The sequence below is a fragment of the Sessilibacter sp. MAH1 genome (assembly GCF_054658315.1).
Map to the genome: position 1 here is coordinate 54,442 of NZ_BAAGIC010000020.1, position 14,750 is coordinate 69,191.

Annotated in this window: 20 protein-coding genes; 13 read left to right on the forward strand and 7 right to left on the reverse strand. The window is 42.0% G+C overall.

Features of this window, described 5'->3' with window-relative positions:
- Positions 1 to 7: 7 nt before the first annotated feature.
- The 4 genes from ACYQ28_RS16960 to ACYQ28_RS16975 form a co-directional block, all read right to left on the reverse strand.
- The gene (locus ACYQ28_RS16960; RefSeq protein WP_460052107.1) at positions 8 to 328 is read right to left on the reverse strand and encodes a hypothetical protein; all 321 of its coding nucleotides are present in this window, start codon (positions 326 to 328) and stop codon (positions 8 to 10) included.
- A gap of 18 nt (positions 329 to 346) precedes the next feature.
- Positions 347 to 730 (reverse strand): helix-turn-helix domain-containing protein, encoded by a 384-nt coding sequence (locus ACYQ28_RS16965; RefSeq protein WP_460052108.1) that lies wholly within the window; start codon positions 728 to 730, stop codon positions 347 to 349.
- A gap of 263 nt (positions 731 to 993) precedes the next feature.
- Positions 994 to 1,119 (reverse strand): hypothetical protein, encoded by a 126-nt coding sequence (locus ACYQ28_RS16970; protein ID WP_460052109.1) that lies wholly within the window; start codon positions 1,117 to 1,119, stop codon positions 994 to 996.
- 525 nt (positions 1,120 to 1,644) lie between these two features.
- Entirely contained in the window at positions 1,645 to 2,301 is a 657-nt protein-coding gene (locus ACYQ28_RS16975) for a helix-turn-helix domain-containing protein (RefSeq protein WP_460052111.1), read from the reverse strand.
- A 119-nt stretch (positions 2,302 to 2,420) separates the two neighbouring features.
- Between ACYQ28_RS16975 and ACYQ28_RS16980 the strand changes: the two genes are divergently transcribed.
- Together ACYQ28_RS16980 and ACYQ28_RS16985 are read left to right on the forward strand one after the other, a co-directional pair.
- Positions 2,421 to 2,708 (forward strand): YdaS family helix-turn-helix protein, encoded by a 288-nt coding sequence (locus ACYQ28_RS16980; protein WP_460052112.1) that lies wholly within the window; start codon positions 2,421 to 2,423, stop codon positions 2,706 to 2,708.
- Positions 2,709 to 3,028: 320 nt separating this feature from the next.
- Complete coding sequence (locus ACYQ28_RS16985) at positions 3,029 to 3,232, forward strand: hypothetical protein (RefSeq protein ID WP_460052113.1); 204 nt, start codon at positions 3,029 to 3,031, stop codon at positions 3,230 to 3,232.
- 2 nt (positions 3,233 to 3,234) lie between these two features.
- On the opposite strand, the gene ACYQ28_RS16990 is transcribed toward ACYQ28_RS16985, so the two are convergent.
- Positions 3,235 to 4,053, reverse strand: a complete 819-nt coding sequence (locus ACYQ28_RS16990) for a hypothetical protein (RefSeq protein ID WP_460052115.1) — start codon at positions 4,051 to 4,053, stop codon at positions 3,235 to 3,237.
- Positions 4,054 to 4,266: 213 nt separating this feature from the next.
- Between ACYQ28_RS16990 and ACYQ28_RS16995 the strand changes: the two genes are divergently transcribed.
- Positions 4,267 to 4,413, forward strand: a complete 147-nt coding sequence (locus ACYQ28_RS16995; protein ID WP_460052116.1) for a hypothetical protein — start codon at positions 4,267 to 4,269, stop codon at positions 4,411 to 4,413.
- A 1-nt stretch (position 4,414) separates the two neighbouring features.
- Here ACYQ28_RS16995 and ACYQ28_RS17000 read toward each other — a convergent pair whose 3' ends face one another.
- The gene (locus ACYQ28_RS17000) at positions 4,415 to 5,056 is read right to left on the reverse strand and encodes a hypothetical protein (RefSeq protein WP_460052117.1); all 642 of its coding nucleotides are present in this window, start codon (positions 5,054 to 5,056) and stop codon (positions 4,415 to 4,417) included.
- A gap of 89 nt (positions 5,057 to 5,145) precedes the next feature.
- Positions 5,146 to 5,364, reverse strand: coding sequence for a hypothetical protein (locus tag ACYQ28_RS17005; protein WP_460052118.1), 219 nt, complete (start codon positions 5,362 to 5,364; stop codon positions 5,146 to 5,148).
- Positions 5,365 to 5,497: 133 nt separating this feature from the next.
- Here ACYQ28_RS17005 and ACYQ28_RS17010 point away from each other — a divergent pair, with 133 nt between their 5' ends.
- The 10 genes from ACYQ28_RS17010 to ACYQ28_RS17055 all read left to right on the forward strand — a co-directional run bounded on the left by ACYQ28_RS17010 (position 5,498) and on the right by ACYQ28_RS17055 (position 14,703).
- The gene (locus ACYQ28_RS17010) at positions 5,498 to 6,469 is read left to right on the forward strand and encodes a DnaT-like ssDNA-binding domain-containing protein (RefSeq protein ID WP_460052119.1); all 972 of its coding nucleotides are present in this window, start codon (positions 5,498 to 5,500) and stop codon (positions 6,467 to 6,469) included.
- On the forward strand, positions 6,456 to 7,019 hold the full coding sequence (locus ACYQ28_RS17015; RefSeq protein WP_460052121.1) for a hypothetical protein: 564 nt from the start codon (positions 6,456 to 6,458) through the stop codon (positions 7,017 to 7,019). The genes ACYQ28_RS17010 and ACYQ28_RS17015 overlap by 14 nt, the downstream gene beginning before the upstream one ends.
- Before the next feature lie 121 nt (positions 7,020 to 7,140).
- Positions 7,141 to 7,404 carry a hypothetical protein gene (locus ACYQ28_RS17020; protein WP_460052123.1) on the forward strand — a complete coding sequence of 88 codons (264 nt, stop codon included), beginning with the start codon at positions 7,141 to 7,143 and terminating at the stop codon, positions 7,402 to 7,404.
- Positions 7,405 to 7,476: 72 nt separating this feature from the next.
- On the forward strand, positions 7,477 to 7,938 hold the full coding sequence (locus tag ACYQ28_RS17025; RefSeq protein WP_460052124.1) for a glycoside hydrolase family protein: 462 nt from the start codon (positions 7,477 to 7,479) through the stop codon (positions 7,936 to 7,938).
- Positions 7,939 to 7,940: 2 nt separating this feature from the next.
- A complete protein-coding gene (locus ACYQ28_RS17030) occupies positions 7,941 to 8,207 on the forward strand; it encodes a hypothetical protein (protein WP_460052125.1) in 267 nt (88 codons plus the stop codon).
- 109 nt (positions 8,208 to 8,316) lie between these two features.
- Entirely contained in the window at positions 8,317 to 8,808 is a 492-nt protein-coding gene (locus tag ACYQ28_RS17035) for a hypothetical protein (protein WP_460052127.1), read from the forward strand.
- Positions 8,771 to 10,801, forward strand: coding sequence for a terminase gpA endonuclease subunit (locus ACYQ28_RS17040; protein WP_460052128.1), 2,031 nt, complete (start codon positions 8,771 to 8,773; stop codon positions 10,799 to 10,801). The genes ACYQ28_RS17035 and ACYQ28_RS17040 overlap by 38 nt, the downstream gene beginning before the upstream one ends.
- A 7-nt stretch (positions 10,802 to 10,808) precedes the next feature.
- The gene (locus tag ACYQ28_RS17045; protein ID WP_460052129.1) at positions 10,809 to 11,318 is read left to right on the forward strand and encodes a hypothetical protein; all 510 of its coding nucleotides are present in this window, start codon (positions 10,809 to 10,811) and stop codon (positions 11,316 to 11,318) included.
- Complete coding sequence (locus ACYQ28_RS17050) at positions 11,318 to 12,811, forward strand: phage portal protein (RefSeq protein ID WP_460052130.1); 1,494 nt, start codon at positions 11,318 to 11,320, stop codon at positions 12,809 to 12,811. Before ACYQ28_RS17045 ends, ACYQ28_RS17050 begins: the two co-directional genes overlap by 1 nt.
- A gap of 2 nt (positions 12,812 to 12,813) precedes the next feature.
- Positions 12,814 to 14,703, forward strand: coding sequence for a phage major capsid protein (locus ACYQ28_RS17055; protein WP_460052132.1), 1,890 nt, complete (start codon positions 12,814 to 12,816; stop codon positions 14,701 to 14,703).
- The last annotated feature ends 47 nt before the right edge of the window (positions 14,704 to 14,750 follow it).

Consider the following 14,750-nt stretch of genomic DNA (forward strand, 5'->3'; position numbering starts at 1 on the left):
CTATTCCTTAATGCAATTTAGTGGCTTTATATTGTTGATCGATATAAACCGACAGCGCCGCCAATGTCATGTATAAATTAATGTCGCTTTCTTGGTATTTACCCGACAGTATTAATAACGTTGCCGCAACATCGCCGTCTTCGGGCGTTTGTTTTTTGGCGTCGTTAATAACGTCTTGCATGACTGGTTCAAACAATTCACCCAGTGCTTCGCGCATTTGCGATTCAGCCATTTTTAAGTTGCTAGACATTTGCCGCGCTTGTTCTTGATACTCGGCCACTGTCATGGGTGGTGTTTTTTTATCATCATTGTTGTGTGGTGCGTTCATGGTGCGCCCTACTTATTTTTAGTGTTTGGTAAATTCAGATTCGGTAATGGTATTTACCGATACGTCTAACCGGTTGCAGATGTAGTACAGTTCATCAACGTAGATTTGATTGGTGCCGTAAATTTTGCGTTCCATTATGGTTGCCGATATTGAGCACGCATTGGCGAGGTCTTTTACGGTTGTGTTTTTTTGAGCAATACGTTTACGCAGATTAAATCGTACGCCCAGCATAATATGTGCTTTAGTAACCAATAACGTTGCGCTGTAGTGGCACGCGGTTTTATTAAGTAGTTTATTAAACTCGTCATAAAACGCTGTTTTATTTTTATGGCGCGGCGTGTTTGCCGCTTGGGTATTGGGTATTACTTTTTTGTTTTTTAGTGTATTGAGTAAAACCTGCATGGTGGTGTCCTTTTTTTAGGGCGAACGAGTACCCGCCGCTTAAAATGGCGTTATTTTTGGGTATGCATTTCTGCTTTTGCTAATTGGCGAAGGGCAGTTTAAGTCCCGCTATCCAATCTGGAGTTACAATAAAACTACTTTAATATTATTTTGTCAAACATTTAATAATATTAAAATAGTATTTATGGTTGTAATGTACAGAAATTTAAGTAAAATAATTTGGTAAGTTTGCAGGGAATTGGGGGCAGATAGCCCCCTGAGAGTTAACGTGATGGTGGGCGGCGGATATAGTTGACTACATCCACCGGTTTTCCGTTGACACTACGAACATGCGCGCGTACCTCAACGGTCTTTTCTTCTTTTTCCTTCTTAAATAGTTCGTACTGCATGAGCACTTCCGTCTAAGAAATGAGCAGCGTGTTAACTCAGCGCAACGAGAAAGCAATTGATTAAGAGTAGTTCTTAACATAGAATTCACGTGTATCGGGTAGATACTACCTCTGAGAAAATCATGTAATGCTCTGTTTTCCATGATTTTTTTGGTTGTAGAGCTGATTGAAGTTCCCGCTTCAATCAGCTCAAATTTCAAACAGATTTAACTCTTCAGTGTTGCGCTCTCCCATTTAAATTCCGCGTATTTTGTACAGTTGAAAGTAACTTTATTCCTAATATTTCGGCTTATTATAAAGCTGGAATTTTTGATGACAAGTAACTGCTCGCTCGGATAAACCCTTGGTATTAATAGATTTTTCGGAAAATTTTCCGAGTTTGATGCGGTTTCCGACACTCAATGAGAAATGAGGCTCTTTGAAAGGAAATATGATGACAAGAACGACAGTAATAATTATTCAAAAATAGCTATTTGATATTGAAAGATTATTATCTATTCTAAAAAAGTCTAAACAGGACAAACTTTAGGAAGCTGGAGAGCCAATTTTGGTGACAATTTCAGTGACCATCCCCAGAATTTTATCTGAGTTCACTGAAAATGTTTTGGAGGGAGTAAGACCAGCAGGGTCTTCTAAAATAATCAACTTTCCAGTTCGAGTAAGCACACGTGGAACTACGCCAGCATCTTGGACATCCACAACGGCAATGCGACGCAGTGGCTCTAGAAATTCTAAGTTTTCGATCTGTTCGGCAATAGCTTTGGGAGAGTAATTTACTACAAGAGTTTCATTGGCCGTCTGACCGAGCGGATTCTTAAAGTTAATAATTCCGGTTGTATTTATGGCGAACAATGATTCGCCTTCCAAATGATAATGGCTTAGGTAAGAAACTGGCTTAACATTATCCCCATTAATAAAGCCTATAACATCCGCCCCTCGGATAACTGGAACTTTCTCATTTCCATATTCGCGCTTTGTCTCTGGTTCACCTTTTCCGGTTGCTAACCATTCAGGGTCAACTGATAACGCTCTAGCTAAATGAAAGGTTGAAACTGAAACGCCATTTCGACCACGTTCAATGTGGGATATGGCCTGTTGAGAAATGCCTGACTTTTCAGACAGCTCATATTGAGTCAGTCCTCGAAGTTTGCGCGCATATTTAAGTCGATCACTATATTCCATGAAGCGGAAGTTACTACTTTTACAGTAAAACTGATAACTACCTTAGTAATTGACAAAAAGAATACGATAATAGTATTCTGGTTACATCAGATGAATCCATAATCAGACTAAGGTGATTAATGACTAAGTGTGCGCTTGGTGATGCCCTAGAACTAGCTGGGGGTCAAACACAACTTGCTAAAAAAATTAACATTGCTATTGATTACTTAGTTGAACAAAGTCTTTCTCCTGAAGAACTAAAACCACGAAAAGTTCGACAAAATGTTATTTGGAAATGGTTGAATAATTACAAGAGTTCGATTCCACCAGCGGAATACGTAATTCCTATTGAAATTGCAACCGGAATACCGCGTGAAAAACTGCGTCCAGACCTATACGTAAAAATCGAAAAAACCCAAGCCGCCTAGACTATTCTAAGCGGTTGGATAAATTTAAAAATTCACTGAGTGAAGTTGGTTATTTTGATTGAAGGCCTTTTAATTTTAATCTCGAACCTAAGGAATAAATATGCAAGTTAATCCAGAACACTTTGCAACCTTTATCAGATGAGTTGGAAGAATTACTTAAAAGTATCTCCACCCGTGCTCTCGTAGCATACCGTTTCGATTTCTAGAGCCGTAAGATTTCTCGTCTGGTTGCAATTGTTAAATCAGTTAATCACTGTGTTTAATTTTTAACCTAAAAAAGGTGTTTTTATGCCCACCTCGCCAACTAAAGGGGTTATCCGATGTTAGCTTCTGCATTACTGTTTTTTATTTTTGGATTAACGTTTTTATTTTTAGCATTTGTACTTGCGATGATTTGCGCAGATGCAGATGAAAATAGACTCTATGACGGTGCAGCAGATGTATTTAATGCTTTGGTTCCAATACCAATATTCATATTAGCTTTCGTGCTTTTTGGGTGTGCCATTTATTGTTTGTTTGCGTGACTTTATGGTTTTTTACGCTTTCTTTTAAAAAAAGAGATTATGGCTTTCCGCCAAGCTTTGTCTTTTAATGCTTCCTTTTCCATTGTGGTTGTAAAGTTAGATGAATATTGTTTGGCCTCATGCTGAATCACCAATAAAATATCGTTAGATTTCCTGCTAACCAACGCGTGCAGATTATTAATTTTTTTATGAAGTTCAGTTTCCTTGGTAGGGACTATACGTGTACTTGTAATTTTGGAGTCGACTTTATCAATAATTGAACGCTCTATGCTTGTAAGTTTTTTGTCGTACAACAATCTCAACTCTTGAGAAGCTAATGACGCAAACAAAATATGAGAAGGTGCGTTATAGATGGTTCCATAAATTTCTATGAGATGCCAATAGGTATCATTACTTTGATCTTCTATATTTACTTTCTCGATGATTGCAAGTGTTAGAAAATAAATCTTTTTAATTAGATCACAGATTTTTCCCAACTCGGCTAATTCGTCTTCCAGCGCGGGAAAATAAAGGTTTGCAATAAGCCTTGCTTTTGCAAGTGACTCTGGAAAAGGCATGACAATAAATATTGCGTTTTTTCCATTTTGAAAGTTATAAAAATCTTTGATCCAAATTCGAGTATCAAGAACTAACTTATGAATTTCTTCAAATTTATCCAGGATAAATTCGTGGTGTTTTAATTCTTTATCGTGCAATCGATTTTTATTGTTTTGTTTGTTGGTATTGCAAATAGCAATAATAGCGGCAATAGCTGCAATAAGCGAAGTGATCGCGATTGCATAAGGGCCAAAGTTTGCCAACGACAAAGTTTGCTCGGGCATTTGAAGTATTACTTCTATGGGTTGAAGCTTTGGCGCGAAGTCGTCCATAGTCATTATTGTTGTACTCGTTAAAAATCAGACAAATCCCGATTTTTACGCAGTTTTAAGTAAGTGCCTACTGTCATGGTAACAAGTTGAATTTTGGCCAGTTTGGTGAGTTTTGGGCGAGCGGGTCTTAAATAAGGAATTTGGCGCCAAAGTGCGGAGTTAATAATGAATGATTTAAGTGTGCGTGATTTAGAAGTGCTTTTGTTGGCTCTCGAAAGTGCCGGACGAATGCGAAACGGCACGGCTATTAGTGAAGAGATGCGCGAGCTTTATGTGCGTATTTTGAAAGAACGTAAGTGTAGAGTTGGTTGAGTTAGAGTTTGGTTGATACTTTGTTATATTTACCGATTGAATTATTTATGATTGAGTAAAATTTGTTTAACTCTTCGTTGTATTGTTTAACTTCTTCAATAATTCTTGGTTGGTGTTTATTAAACAAATCTATGTAGTCTTCTTCTCGATAATTATATGTTGAAGGATTATTAGGATCTGCTTTATCAGCTATTTCTCCTCTACGCTTAAAGTAGTCTTTGTTTATTAATTTTACTTTTTCTTGAAGTGCAGTTCCTTTGCTAACAATATTTTCTATAAGTGGCTCGAAGTCTCTTAAATAAATTGCGGCTAACAATTTTGCTTCTTTAAAGTTTGGAGTCATGATGGTTTCAGGTGGACTGCTATCTTTCCAATAAAAATGCACTTCTTTACCAAAGGTATCTCCACTAAAAATTAATTTGTAAAATTCATAAAATTTATCGCGAATGTGCTTTTGGTTTTCAATATTGATATTTTTTCTATATTGAGTGCGATTTAAATAGATATTAACGCCTATAGAAAAAACAGAAATTACGGCCGCGCCAAGAGAAATCCAGTCTTTAGTTTCAAAGGTGTTGAAAAGTTCGAGCATAGTTTTTTGTAAGTTTCTTAATGGTTTGTTTACGTTGGGTGCCTTTCTCAACCCGATAGCACCGTTGTTTATTTATTCTTAGCCTTGGAAGTAAAACCTTATGAGCAATGACGATATTTTAAAGAATAACGTTACTGAAATTATTGTGGATGACCTTCATCGTGGAGGGCCGATAGCGCGCGCTCTAGAAAGCCTTTTAATGCAACGCGGCTATCGGACTGAATTTGTTTGCGAGAGTCAGAGTCGTCAATCTTTAGTGTCACCTTCGCGCTCTGGCCAAATTGATCATTCTCTTCATAAAGACTAATCGTAACGTCGATTTTTCCATTGTGTGGTTTTTGGCCGAATATGATTTCCATGGTGAGTTCTCTTTGGTTGTGAGTTGATTTTTTCGCGATTTTTGCTCAGTTGTAATTAGTCGCCAAATGTAAATCTGTCAGACTTGAATTTTTTGTTGATTTTGATGCCATTTTTTACCGGTAGGGTAATGTTGTGCAATTTACTATCGTAATTAATCAGGTGCGTATGTTGGAGTGGGGTTTGAATCTTCAGCAGGCGTGTTTGTTTTCGTTTTTGTCGCAGGTGCCGTCTTGGGCGTCTACGGTTGAGGGTGTTGGTGGTCGCTGTTTGTGGCGTATTACTAAGAAGAAGGTAATGACTGAGCTGCCTACTTTGACGGATAAGCCGGATACGGTTTACCGATATTTGCGTGAACTTGAGAAGAAGTTTGGGTTGATTGAGGTGGAGCGTGTTGAGGGTGATTTGGCGATTCGTATTACGAAGAAGGGTTCGTTGTGGAATCGTACGGATGATTCTGTGCCGCCTGATTCTAATCCACCGGGTGTTGGTGTGCCCTGCTCTAAGCCGGAAAAAAATCCGGGTGTAAAAAGCGAGCAAGACGGTTGTGTGGATGACTCGGAAAATTTTCCGAGTTCGGAAAAAAATCCGAGTGTTGAACCTTTTTTTGCTCACGATTCGGAAAAAAATCCGAATAAACTCGGAAAAAAATCCGAGCTAACCTCGGAAAATTTTCCGACATATCAATATACCAGTAATCAATATACCAATATCAATTCTTCTGAAGAAAACGCGCGAGCATCGCCGCAAAACTTTTCGACGATTCCGCGAGATTGGCAACCGAGTAGCGATTTGGTTGCGATGGTCCGACAGGCTAACCCCGGTGTGACGGATGCGGAGATTGCTGAGGTGCGTAACCGGTTTGTTGTTTATTGGCTGGAGCGTGGCGAGAAGCGACGGAGTTGGGGTGCGGTGTTTATGCAACGGTTTAAGCGTGATTTGGTGTTAATTCGCCAGCAGTCGCAAGGTTTGTTAACGCGAGATATTCCGTTGAGTGATCGATTGCAGGATCGCAGTTGGGCCGGTCGATCAACCCGTGATGTGAGTTTGGCAGAGAGTTTAAGCGATCGCAGTTGGGCCGATGGAGGCGATTATGTTGGTCATTAATCCTAACGATATTTCGGCAACGGTGCGCAGTTGTTATGCGTTGTGCAGCGAGTCGGTTAAGGGGCGTAGTGATTTTTTATCGCCAGGTGGCCGTAAGCCGTTGAATGCCGAAGAGGCTCGGGCGGTGGCGGCCGGTATTGTGGGTTTTGTTGAAAACCGCTGTGGTGCGCTTACGCGGGCTTATTATCGATTTATGTTTGCGCGTAATTTGAATTTGTTGGCTGAGCAGGCGGTGTTGGTTGGGTGTGCAAGGGGTTATGTTGTTAACGAGGCGGCGTTAAAGCCTAAGTACGAAAATGATTTGTTTTGTATTTTAACGTTTGTGCCTTTGTTTTTGCGTGCGCGAATTGAGGGTAACACGGCTTTATCGAAGCGTGAGTTGGCAAGTTTTGCTGGTTGTGATCGGCGATCCTTTGATCGTAATGTTTTTCCTGCGTTTATTAATTTGTGTGAGCGTATTGAGCTTGAAGTATCGGAAGACGATAAAAAAATTTCGTTAAAAATCAGTCGTTCACTGAGTGAATTAAATTTTACTAAAAAATATGCTTGATTATTTTGACCCACTTACGTATCTTTTTTTCTAAGCTGCTGATAAATGTGTTCAAGCGGTTCTACTCATGCAAACCCGTCTTTTTAGGCGGGTTTTTTTATGCCTAAAATTTGGGGGTTTTATGCGCGTTTTTTTGATGTTGGCTTTGTGTGTTTGTTCTATGAGTGTTTTTGCCGGTGGTTTGGAAGACGCGGTAAATTCGGTTGATGTATTTTTAGATGGTATGCCTGTGTTGGCGCAATCTTTTGCGGTGGTGGTGAGTTCGTTCACGGTGGTTACGGCCATTACGCCTACTAAGGCCGATAACAAAGTGCTTAATTTATTATTGCGCGTTGCCAATATTTTGGCGGGTAACGTGGGTAAAAATAAAAACGCAGACGCGTAACGAATCATTGTTGGTGCCTTGGTCTTTGCCCGCCTAGCGCGGGCTTTTTTTTGCCCAATCATTGAGGTGGTTATGAGTGCGGTTAATTTAGCGATCGATATCTTGCGACAAGAAGAAGGTTATCGTGAGCGTGTTTATTATTGTTCTGAAGGTTATCCAACCATTGGTATTGGTAAGCGTCTTGGCCCTAAATGGGCGCCTTTATCGAATTATCAATTTACGGTTTCTAGAGCGTTGGCTGAGTTTTGGTTGCGTGAAGACGTCGAGAAAATTCAAACGCGTTTGTATGAGTTGCTGCCCTACTGCCACGAATTAAGCGATACGCGCATGGCGGTATTAATTAGCATGGCTTACCAAATGGGTATCGATGGTTTGTTTGGTTTTGCAAATACCTTGGCTGCGTTTGAGTGTGGCGATTATGCAGAAGCCGCCAAAGAAATGCGCGATAGCAAGTGGTTTAGAAAAGATACGCCCGAACGTGCTGAACGCCATGCGCGTGCGGTTGAGCGTGATGAATATCGGTATACAACCTAGTGATGACTAAATCTATTGCGTTAATCGCTATTACGTTAGCCAGTGTATGGCTAGACCCACGACCACAAGCCGATGCAACCATGACCAGCTTAATGGTCTCGTGGATTGCAAAGGCTGCGTGTGTTGCAGGTTTTATTGTGGGTTTTATTGATGAGCATTTCGGTAGCCTTTCGCAATTTATTAGCGTGCTGTGTGCAGTGGCCATTACCGTTGTGGATATTCGAATTAAGTTGAGTAAGCACCGGCGTGACCGGCAACGCGATGAGTGACCGGGACTTTTTCTTAGGTTCTTCCCGTGGGCCTTTTACTACGGGGGCGCAAGTCCGCGGAATTTTTACAGCTGAATGCATTCTCTAGGGGGGTTCCGGTTCCGGTGTGATGAAGCAGACTGAGATTGCTGATTATTTGGATTTATCAGAAAGGCAATTGCGAACGGTGTTAAGCCGCTTGGGTTTGGATCACCGTGTACATTCTTTGGATGATATTCGTATTGCGTACATTCGTGACCTACGCGAGAAGGCCGCTGGTCGCGAAGTTACCGATACCAAAGAGCGCTTGGATTTAGCGAAGGCAGAAGATGCCGAGATTAATACGCAAATTAAAATTCGACAATTGTTAAGAGAAGACCAGCTAATTGTTTTAACCGATGACGTTGAACTTTTGCTAGACACTTGGATTATGTCTGTGCGAACCGAGTTCTTTAGTGCAATTAACCAGATTATTGAACAACTCGAAAGTAAACACTTAATTAATGTTGAGAGAAAAGATATCGATAAAATCATCGACCGTGCCACCCGAGTTATATCCGATACTAACTTCGAATCTATTGCGGGTGATCGAGAAGAGTCGTCTAAAGTGGTTACCGCCTAAACGATACACGGTTCGAGAATGGCTTGAAGAGCACTTTGTTTTATCGAAAGAAGAATCATCGACAGCAGGTTTATACGATGGCGATCGTGTGCCTTACTTTTGGGGAATAATGCACGCACTGGACAACGATAAAGTTGAAATGGTGGTGTTGCAAAAGGCGGCGCAAATCGGTTGGACGTTGCTTTTATTAGGCTGGTTGTTCTCGCTAATTCACACTAAACCATCGCGCATGTTAATGCTGTTTTCAAAAGATGCAGCCGCCGAAAAATTCTTTAAAGAAAAGTTTCATACATCGGGCGAAGTGTGTAAGCCTATCGCTAATTTGATTGATTTTAGCGGTAAGCGTAAAGCCGATAATAAAATCACGGATAAGAAATACCCAGGTGGTTTTATTCGCGGTTTTGGTTCTAATTCTCCGGGTAACGTGAAATCAACACCGGCGCCTATTGTGGTGGTAGAAGAGCCCGACGACACTAACAAGGACGTTGGTGACCAAGGTGACTCCATTCGCTTAGCGAGAGAACGTAATAAACGTTGGCCTAATAAGAAATTTATTATTGGTGGTACACCGTCTGTCTCTGGTATTTCAATTGTTGAGCATCATCTTAAATTAGGTACACAACGAGTGTTGCCAATTGTTTGCCACGATTGTGGTGATAGCCATGTATTAGATTGGGAAAATGTCACGTGGCATGAAGAACCCGAAGACAGTGGTTTTCCGTTACACGCAATTTACGGCAGACACAAACCAGAAACCGCCGTTTACAGTTGCCCTCATTGCGGCAGTATTTGGGACGATTGGCAACGTCAGCGCAATGTTTATCAAACCTGTTACGACGCTCAGCAATCGGGTGATCCGTTTGCGGGTTGGGTTGCCACCGCCGAAACCGATGGAAAAATAGAAACCTTTAAAGACTTAAGTGAGTTGTATGTATGTTTACCCGGCACCTCACTTGCCGATGTGGTTAAGGATTTTTTAGAAGCTGAAAAACTCGCCGAAACCGGTGATGAAAGTGGCCGCATTGTTTTTCGTAATTCTAAACTGGCGAAGACTTACGAATTTAACAGCAAAGATTCTTTAAGCCCTGAAGCGCTTGCAGAACTTGCCGATGGTTATCCCGAATTAATTGTACCCAATGGCGGGTTGGTATTAGTTGCCGGCATCGATGTTCAACATAATCGGTTGGCGGTTGTTATTCGCGCGTACGGTCGCAACGAAGAAAGCTGGTTAATTTATTGGGATGAATTATTCGGCAAGGTTATCGATAAAAAAGACGCGGTTTGGGATGAGTTAGATACGCTGTTATTCTCACCCATAAAGCACGAATCACTGGGTGAGCTGTATATAAAAGCGGTTTCGATTGATGCCTCTGACGGCAACACGAACGAAGAGGTTTACCATTGGGTTCGCACACGCAGCGTTATTCATCGTCGTGTTGCAATTATGGCCATCAAAGGTAGCAGTAACGATACCGGTGAAGCGCCTATTTTTAAGCATCCTACAAAAATAGACCACAATAATCCGCGTAAGCCTACCAAGGCAGATCAATTTGGTGTGCAAGTCTTTTCGGTAGGAACGCAGCGCGCAAAAGATTTAATTCATAAGCGATTGGCTGGTACCAGCGCCTTTATGCACAGCACCACTAAAACTCGGCAAGACTATTGGGAGCAAGTTACTGCTGAAGTGAAAGCGCCCAAAAAAGGCAGTGGTAAAGGCAAATTAGTTTGGCAACCCAGAAGTGGCAGACGTAACGAAGCACTAGACTGCGAAGTGTATGCACTGCATGCAACCTATGCGCTTAATTTACATCGCAATACACCCAAAGCGTGGGACGATATAGAACAACGCTTGTCGCAAGTGGATTTATTTTCTGCACCTAATCAAGAAACAGAAGTTGTTGAAGAGAGCCATAAACCCATACTTAAATCGCCTTCACGAAAATCGAAATTCCGTCGTAAAGGCGGTGGTTTTATCAGTAGCCTAAGAGGCTAAATACCCCATGCTACCCAGAGAAATTTATAAAGGTTCGCCGTTTTCGGCAGAATTAATAATCGACGTTAAACCAACGGCATCGTACAACGTTCGTTTTAACGGGCCTGTTTCAAAAACCTTTGATATCACACTTAATGGCACGGTTGCGCAATTGAATTTATCGGTTGAACAACTTGATGGTTTAAGTGAAGCGCAACATCGTTGGTTTTTGTATGAGTCTGTAAACGGTAATCCAACTATTATTGATTCGGGTTATTTTTGGTTGAGACGATCACCATTAGACGAAGAAGGTGCAGAAGTTTTAAGCCATGAAGAACGTGTTTTAGCAGCGATAGAAAAACGCATTGAAGGACGAGCGTTAACCGATTACGAAAATTATTCTATTGATGGTCGGCAATTACAACGTATTCCGTTTGCAGAGTTGGATCGACTGAGAAGTAAATATCGTTGGGAAGTTCATTACATACACATTAAGAAAGGACTGAAAAACCCTAACCGACGCGTGAGATTTATATAATGGCGAAAATTATTAAACGCACGCCCTCCCAACAAAAGGCCATGCACGAACGCTTTGCCGTTGCCAGACATGAACGCTTAAATAAAGACGTACGCAGTGCCGGTTTAAGTGTTGATGAAACCTTAAGGCGCGATTTGTACCGTTTAATTATGTTGTCTCGCCAAGCCGGTGAAGATAACGGTTTCGTGAAACGTTATTACGGCATGGTGCAAAGCCATGTGGTTGGCGAAAACGGTTTTACTTTACGCTGCAAAATTAAAAACGATGTGGGTCAATTAGACACAGCGGCCAATAAAGCAGTTGAACAAGCTTGGAAAGCGTTCTCTAAACTGGGTGTGTGTGAAATATCTGGCCGTATGAATTTAGTCAGCGCCCAACAGCTTATTGCAAAAACAGTTGCGCAAGATGGCGACATATTAATTCGGCACCTTCCCGGCGCAAATAATCGGTTTGGTTACGCCTTTCAATTATTTGAAAATGATATTTTAGATATTCAACTGCAAAAGCGCGTCTCAAACGATACCGTGATTAAAATGGGTGTTGAGCAAAATAATTACGGGCAACATATTGCGTATCATTTATTAACCGCGCATCCCGGCGAATACACCATTAATTATAGTGGTCGGCGTTATGTGCGTATTCCCGCCAATGAGATGCTACTGCCCTTCCCTATTTGGCGCACCGGCCAATCGCGTGGCGTACCTTGGGCACATGCGGCGTTAATTGATACGTCTGAAATTAAATCCATGCGTGAAAGCATTTTGTTGGCTACGTCAATTGCTGCGGCCAATCAAACGGTTTACGAACGTGATCCTGAGCAACCACCGCCCGATGAAGAATTTAATGGTGAAGGGGAAATCATTCAAGAGTTAGTGCCTGGTGGGATTAGTATGGTGCCCCAAGGATTTAAGATGTCAACCACAAGCTTTGCCATGCCCGATGGTAACTTTGGTGAATTTCAAAAAACCGGCTTACGCGGTGTTTCTAGCGGTTTAGAGGTGGGTTACAACCATTTAGCCAACGATTACGAAAGCGTTAATTTTTCGAGTTTACGGGCATCGGTTTTAGAAGATCGTGAACACTGGAAGCGTTTGCAAACGTGGTTTATTGGGCAGGTGATGAACCCTATTTTTGAAGCGTGGTTACGCAACGCTTTGTTAATGGATGCCATACCGGGATTGGATTTAACCGATTTAAATCGGGTACTTAATGGTTATGAATTTAAGGGCCGCCGTTGGCAATGGGTTGATCCATTAAAAGACGAGCAAGCCGTTGAGCTAAGTTTAAAAAACGGTACCACCAGTTTAATTCGTGTGCTTGAAGACAAGGGTATTGATCCCGAAGATTTTAAAGACGAATTGAAACGCTCCGACGAAATATACGCACTTTTACCCGCCCACATTAAACAGCTCGTTTCTAAAAATAGCGATGGCGCAGGCGATGTTGATGCCATGGTTGAAGCTGTAATGGCAAAACTCAGTAATCAGGAATAGCTATGGAATTAAATCGCACACAACTGGTAACGGGTAAGTTACCGGTTATGCACCGCTTTGCCCAAGTAGAACACAGCAAGATTGATGTTGAAAATCGCACCGTGGTTTTGGCGTTTTCCAGTGAATTTCCGGTAACTCGATTAGACTGGATTGAAACGCTGGGTCACCGCGAAGACGAAATTGACTTAACCCGAATTAAAAACGGTGGTCCGTTTTTGTGTGATCACGATTGGAAAGATCAGCGCGGCGTTGTTACTAAAGTTTGGATTGAAAATAATCGCGGCTATGCCGAGGTTAAATTATCTCGCAACCCAATGGGTGATGAGTTGCTCAACGATATTGTTGACGGAATAAGAACTCACATCAGTGTAGGTTACAAAATTCTTAAAGCGGTATTAATTGAAGTTCGCAATGGTATCGAACATTACCGAATTACCAAATGGGAGCCGTTAGAACTTTCGTCGGTTTCTGTTCCCGCTGATCCCACGGTTGGCGTTGGGCGCAGTGAGGGTGATTTATTTCCGTTAAAAATTATATCAAACCTAAATGAGGAAACACGTATGGAAGATGATGATTTGTTAGAAACCGAAACTGAAGAAACAACCACCGACGAATCACAAGATGAAGAAGAAACAACTTCTAATCGCTCGTCAGGCGGTCCCGCCCCAAAACCCAAAAATACTGGCAAGACCGATGCGCAACGCATTGCTGAATCGGCTCGTCAATACGATGTTGTTGATTTGGGTACAAAATGCATTAGCGAAGGTAAATCCTTCGATCAATTTCGCAGTGAATTAATTGGCACATTACACAAGCGTAAACAATCGGGCGATATCACCACAACGGCGTTAGATTTGGATATGCCAACACGCGACCTTGAAAATTACAGCATTGTGCGTGCAATGCGTGCTGCGGCTACAGGTAAATGGAAAGACGCCGGTTTAGAGCGAGAAGTATCGAGCGCGATTGCACAGCGCTTGGATTCTGACCCTAACGGTGTTTATTTAAGTTACGAAGCCATGGGTTATGGATTGCGTCGCCAGTTGCAAACACAAATGATGGCACGTACGCAGGCCGCTGGTGTTGCAACCTTGGGTCAAGAGTTGGTTGCCACTAATTTGCACAGTGAATTATTTATTGAAGTACTGCGCGCTATGGCTACGGTGGGCGGATTAGGTACTCGCTTTGTTACCGGTCTTGTGGGTAATGTTGATATTCCTAAACAAAATGGCTCTGCCACGTTCTTTTGGGTGGATGAAGACATTGCACCCAATGATTCAAACATTACCTTCTCGACCGTTTCTCTCTCACCAAAAACCGTCAGTACTGCTGTGCCCATTACTCGCCGATTGTTAGTGCAATCAACGCCAGATATCGAATCATTAGTGCGTGGTGACATTATGACCGGCCTAGCTCTTGCGCTGGATAATGCCATTTTGAAAGGTTCGGGCATTAATAACGAGCCTTTGGGTATTCTAAATGCTGCCGGTATTGGCGCTGTAGATCTAACCGGTGGTGTTAATTGGGCGAAAATTGTTGAGCTAGAAACCGATGTTGCAGAAGCAAATGCGTCGGCGGCAACCTCGTCTTATGTGATGCGCCCTACCATGCGCGGCACCTTAAAATCCACCGAAAAAGCGGCGGGTACAGCGCAATTTATTTGGGGTGATGGCAGTAGCATTAACGGTTACAGTGCTGCGGTAACAACTGAAATGCTGGCCAACCAAATTTTATTTGGTGACTTTGCACAAATATTGGTTGGTATGTGGGGTGCCTTAGATGTTGTGCCAGATCGCGCAACCAAGGTTGCTACCGGTGGTTTGGTGATGCGTTTATTCCAAGACGCTGACGTTGCTGTTCGCCATCCTCAAGCGTTTAGCTTGGCTGCGTAAAACCTCTTTTCGTAAACCCTAAAACCCTTACTCTTTTAAATCAGTCT

What these genes read in the sequence shown, in the direction of transcription:
- ACYQ28_RS16980 (WP_460052112.1), top strand. Translation starts at nt 2,421, where the DNA reads ATGACTAAGTGTGCGCTTGGTGATGCCCTAGAACTAGCTGGGGGTCAA.
- ACYQ28_RS17045 (WP_460052129.1), top strand. Translation starts at nt 10,809, where the DNA reads ATGCTACCCAGAGAAATTTATAAAGGTTCGCCGTTTTCGGCAGAATTA.
- ACYQ28_RS16990 (WP_460052115.1), bottom strand. Translation starts at nt 4,053, where the DNA reads ATGCCCGAGCAAACTTTGTCGTTGGCAAACTTTGGCCCTTATGCAATC.
- ACYQ28_RS16965 (WP_460052108.1), bottom strand. Translation starts at nt 730, where the DNA reads ATGCAGGTTTTACTCAATACACTAAAAAACAAAAAAGTAATACCCAAT.
- ACYQ28_RS17025 (WP_460052124.1), top strand. Translation starts at nt 7,477, where the DNA reads ATGAGTGCGGTTAATTTAGCGATCGATATCTTGCGACAAGAAGAAGGT.
- ACYQ28_RS16995 (WP_460052116.1), top strand. Translation starts at nt 4,267, where the DNA reads ATGAATGATTTAAGTGTGCGTGATTTAGAAGTGCTTTTGTTGGCTCTC.
- ACYQ28_RS17030 (WP_460052125.1), top strand. Translation starts at nt 7,941, where the DNA reads ATGACTAAATCTATTGCGTTAATCGCTATTACGTTAGCCAGTGTATGG.
- ACYQ28_RS17020 (WP_460052123.1), top strand. Translation starts at nt 7,141, where the DNA reads ATGCGCGTTTTTTTGATGTTGGCTTTGTGTGTTTGTTCTATGAGTGTT.
- ACYQ28_RS17050 (WP_460052130.1), top strand. Translation starts at nt 11,318, where the DNA reads ATGGCGAAAATTATTAAACGCACGCCCTCCCAACAAAAGGCCATGCAC.
- ACYQ28_RS16960 (WP_460052107.1), bottom strand. Translation starts at nt 328, where the DNA reads ATGAACGCACCACACAACAATGATGATAAAAAAACACCACCCATGACA.
- ACYQ28_RS17015 (WP_460052121.1), top strand. Translation starts at nt 6,456, where the DNA reads ATGTTGGTCATTAATCCTAACGATATTTCGGCAACGGTGCGCAGTTGT.
- ACYQ28_RS17055 (WP_460052132.1), top strand. Translation starts at nt 12,814, where the DNA reads ATGGAATTAAATCGCACACAACTGGTAACGGGTAAGTTACCGGTTATG.
- ACYQ28_RS16970 (WP_460052109.1), bottom strand. Translation starts at nt 1,119, where the DNA reads ATGCAGTACGAACTATTTAAGAAGGAAAAAGAAGAAAAGACCGTTGAG.
- ACYQ28_RS16985 (WP_460052113.1), top strand. Translation starts at nt 3,029, where the DNA reads ATGTTAGCTTCTGCATTACTGTTTTTTATTTTTGGATTAACGTTTTTA.
- ACYQ28_RS17035 (WP_460052127.1), top strand. Translation starts at nt 8,317, where the DNA reads ATGAAGCAGACTGAGATTGCTGATTATTTGGATTTATCAGAAAGGCAA.
- ACYQ28_RS16975 (WP_460052111.1), bottom strand. Translation starts at nt 2,301, where the DNA reads ATGGAATATAGTGATCGACTTAAATATGCGCGCAAACTTCGAGGACTG.
- ACYQ28_RS17005 (WP_460052118.1), bottom strand. Translation starts at nt 5,364, where the DNA reads ATGGAAATCATATTCGGCCAAAAACCACACAATGGAAAAATCGACGTT.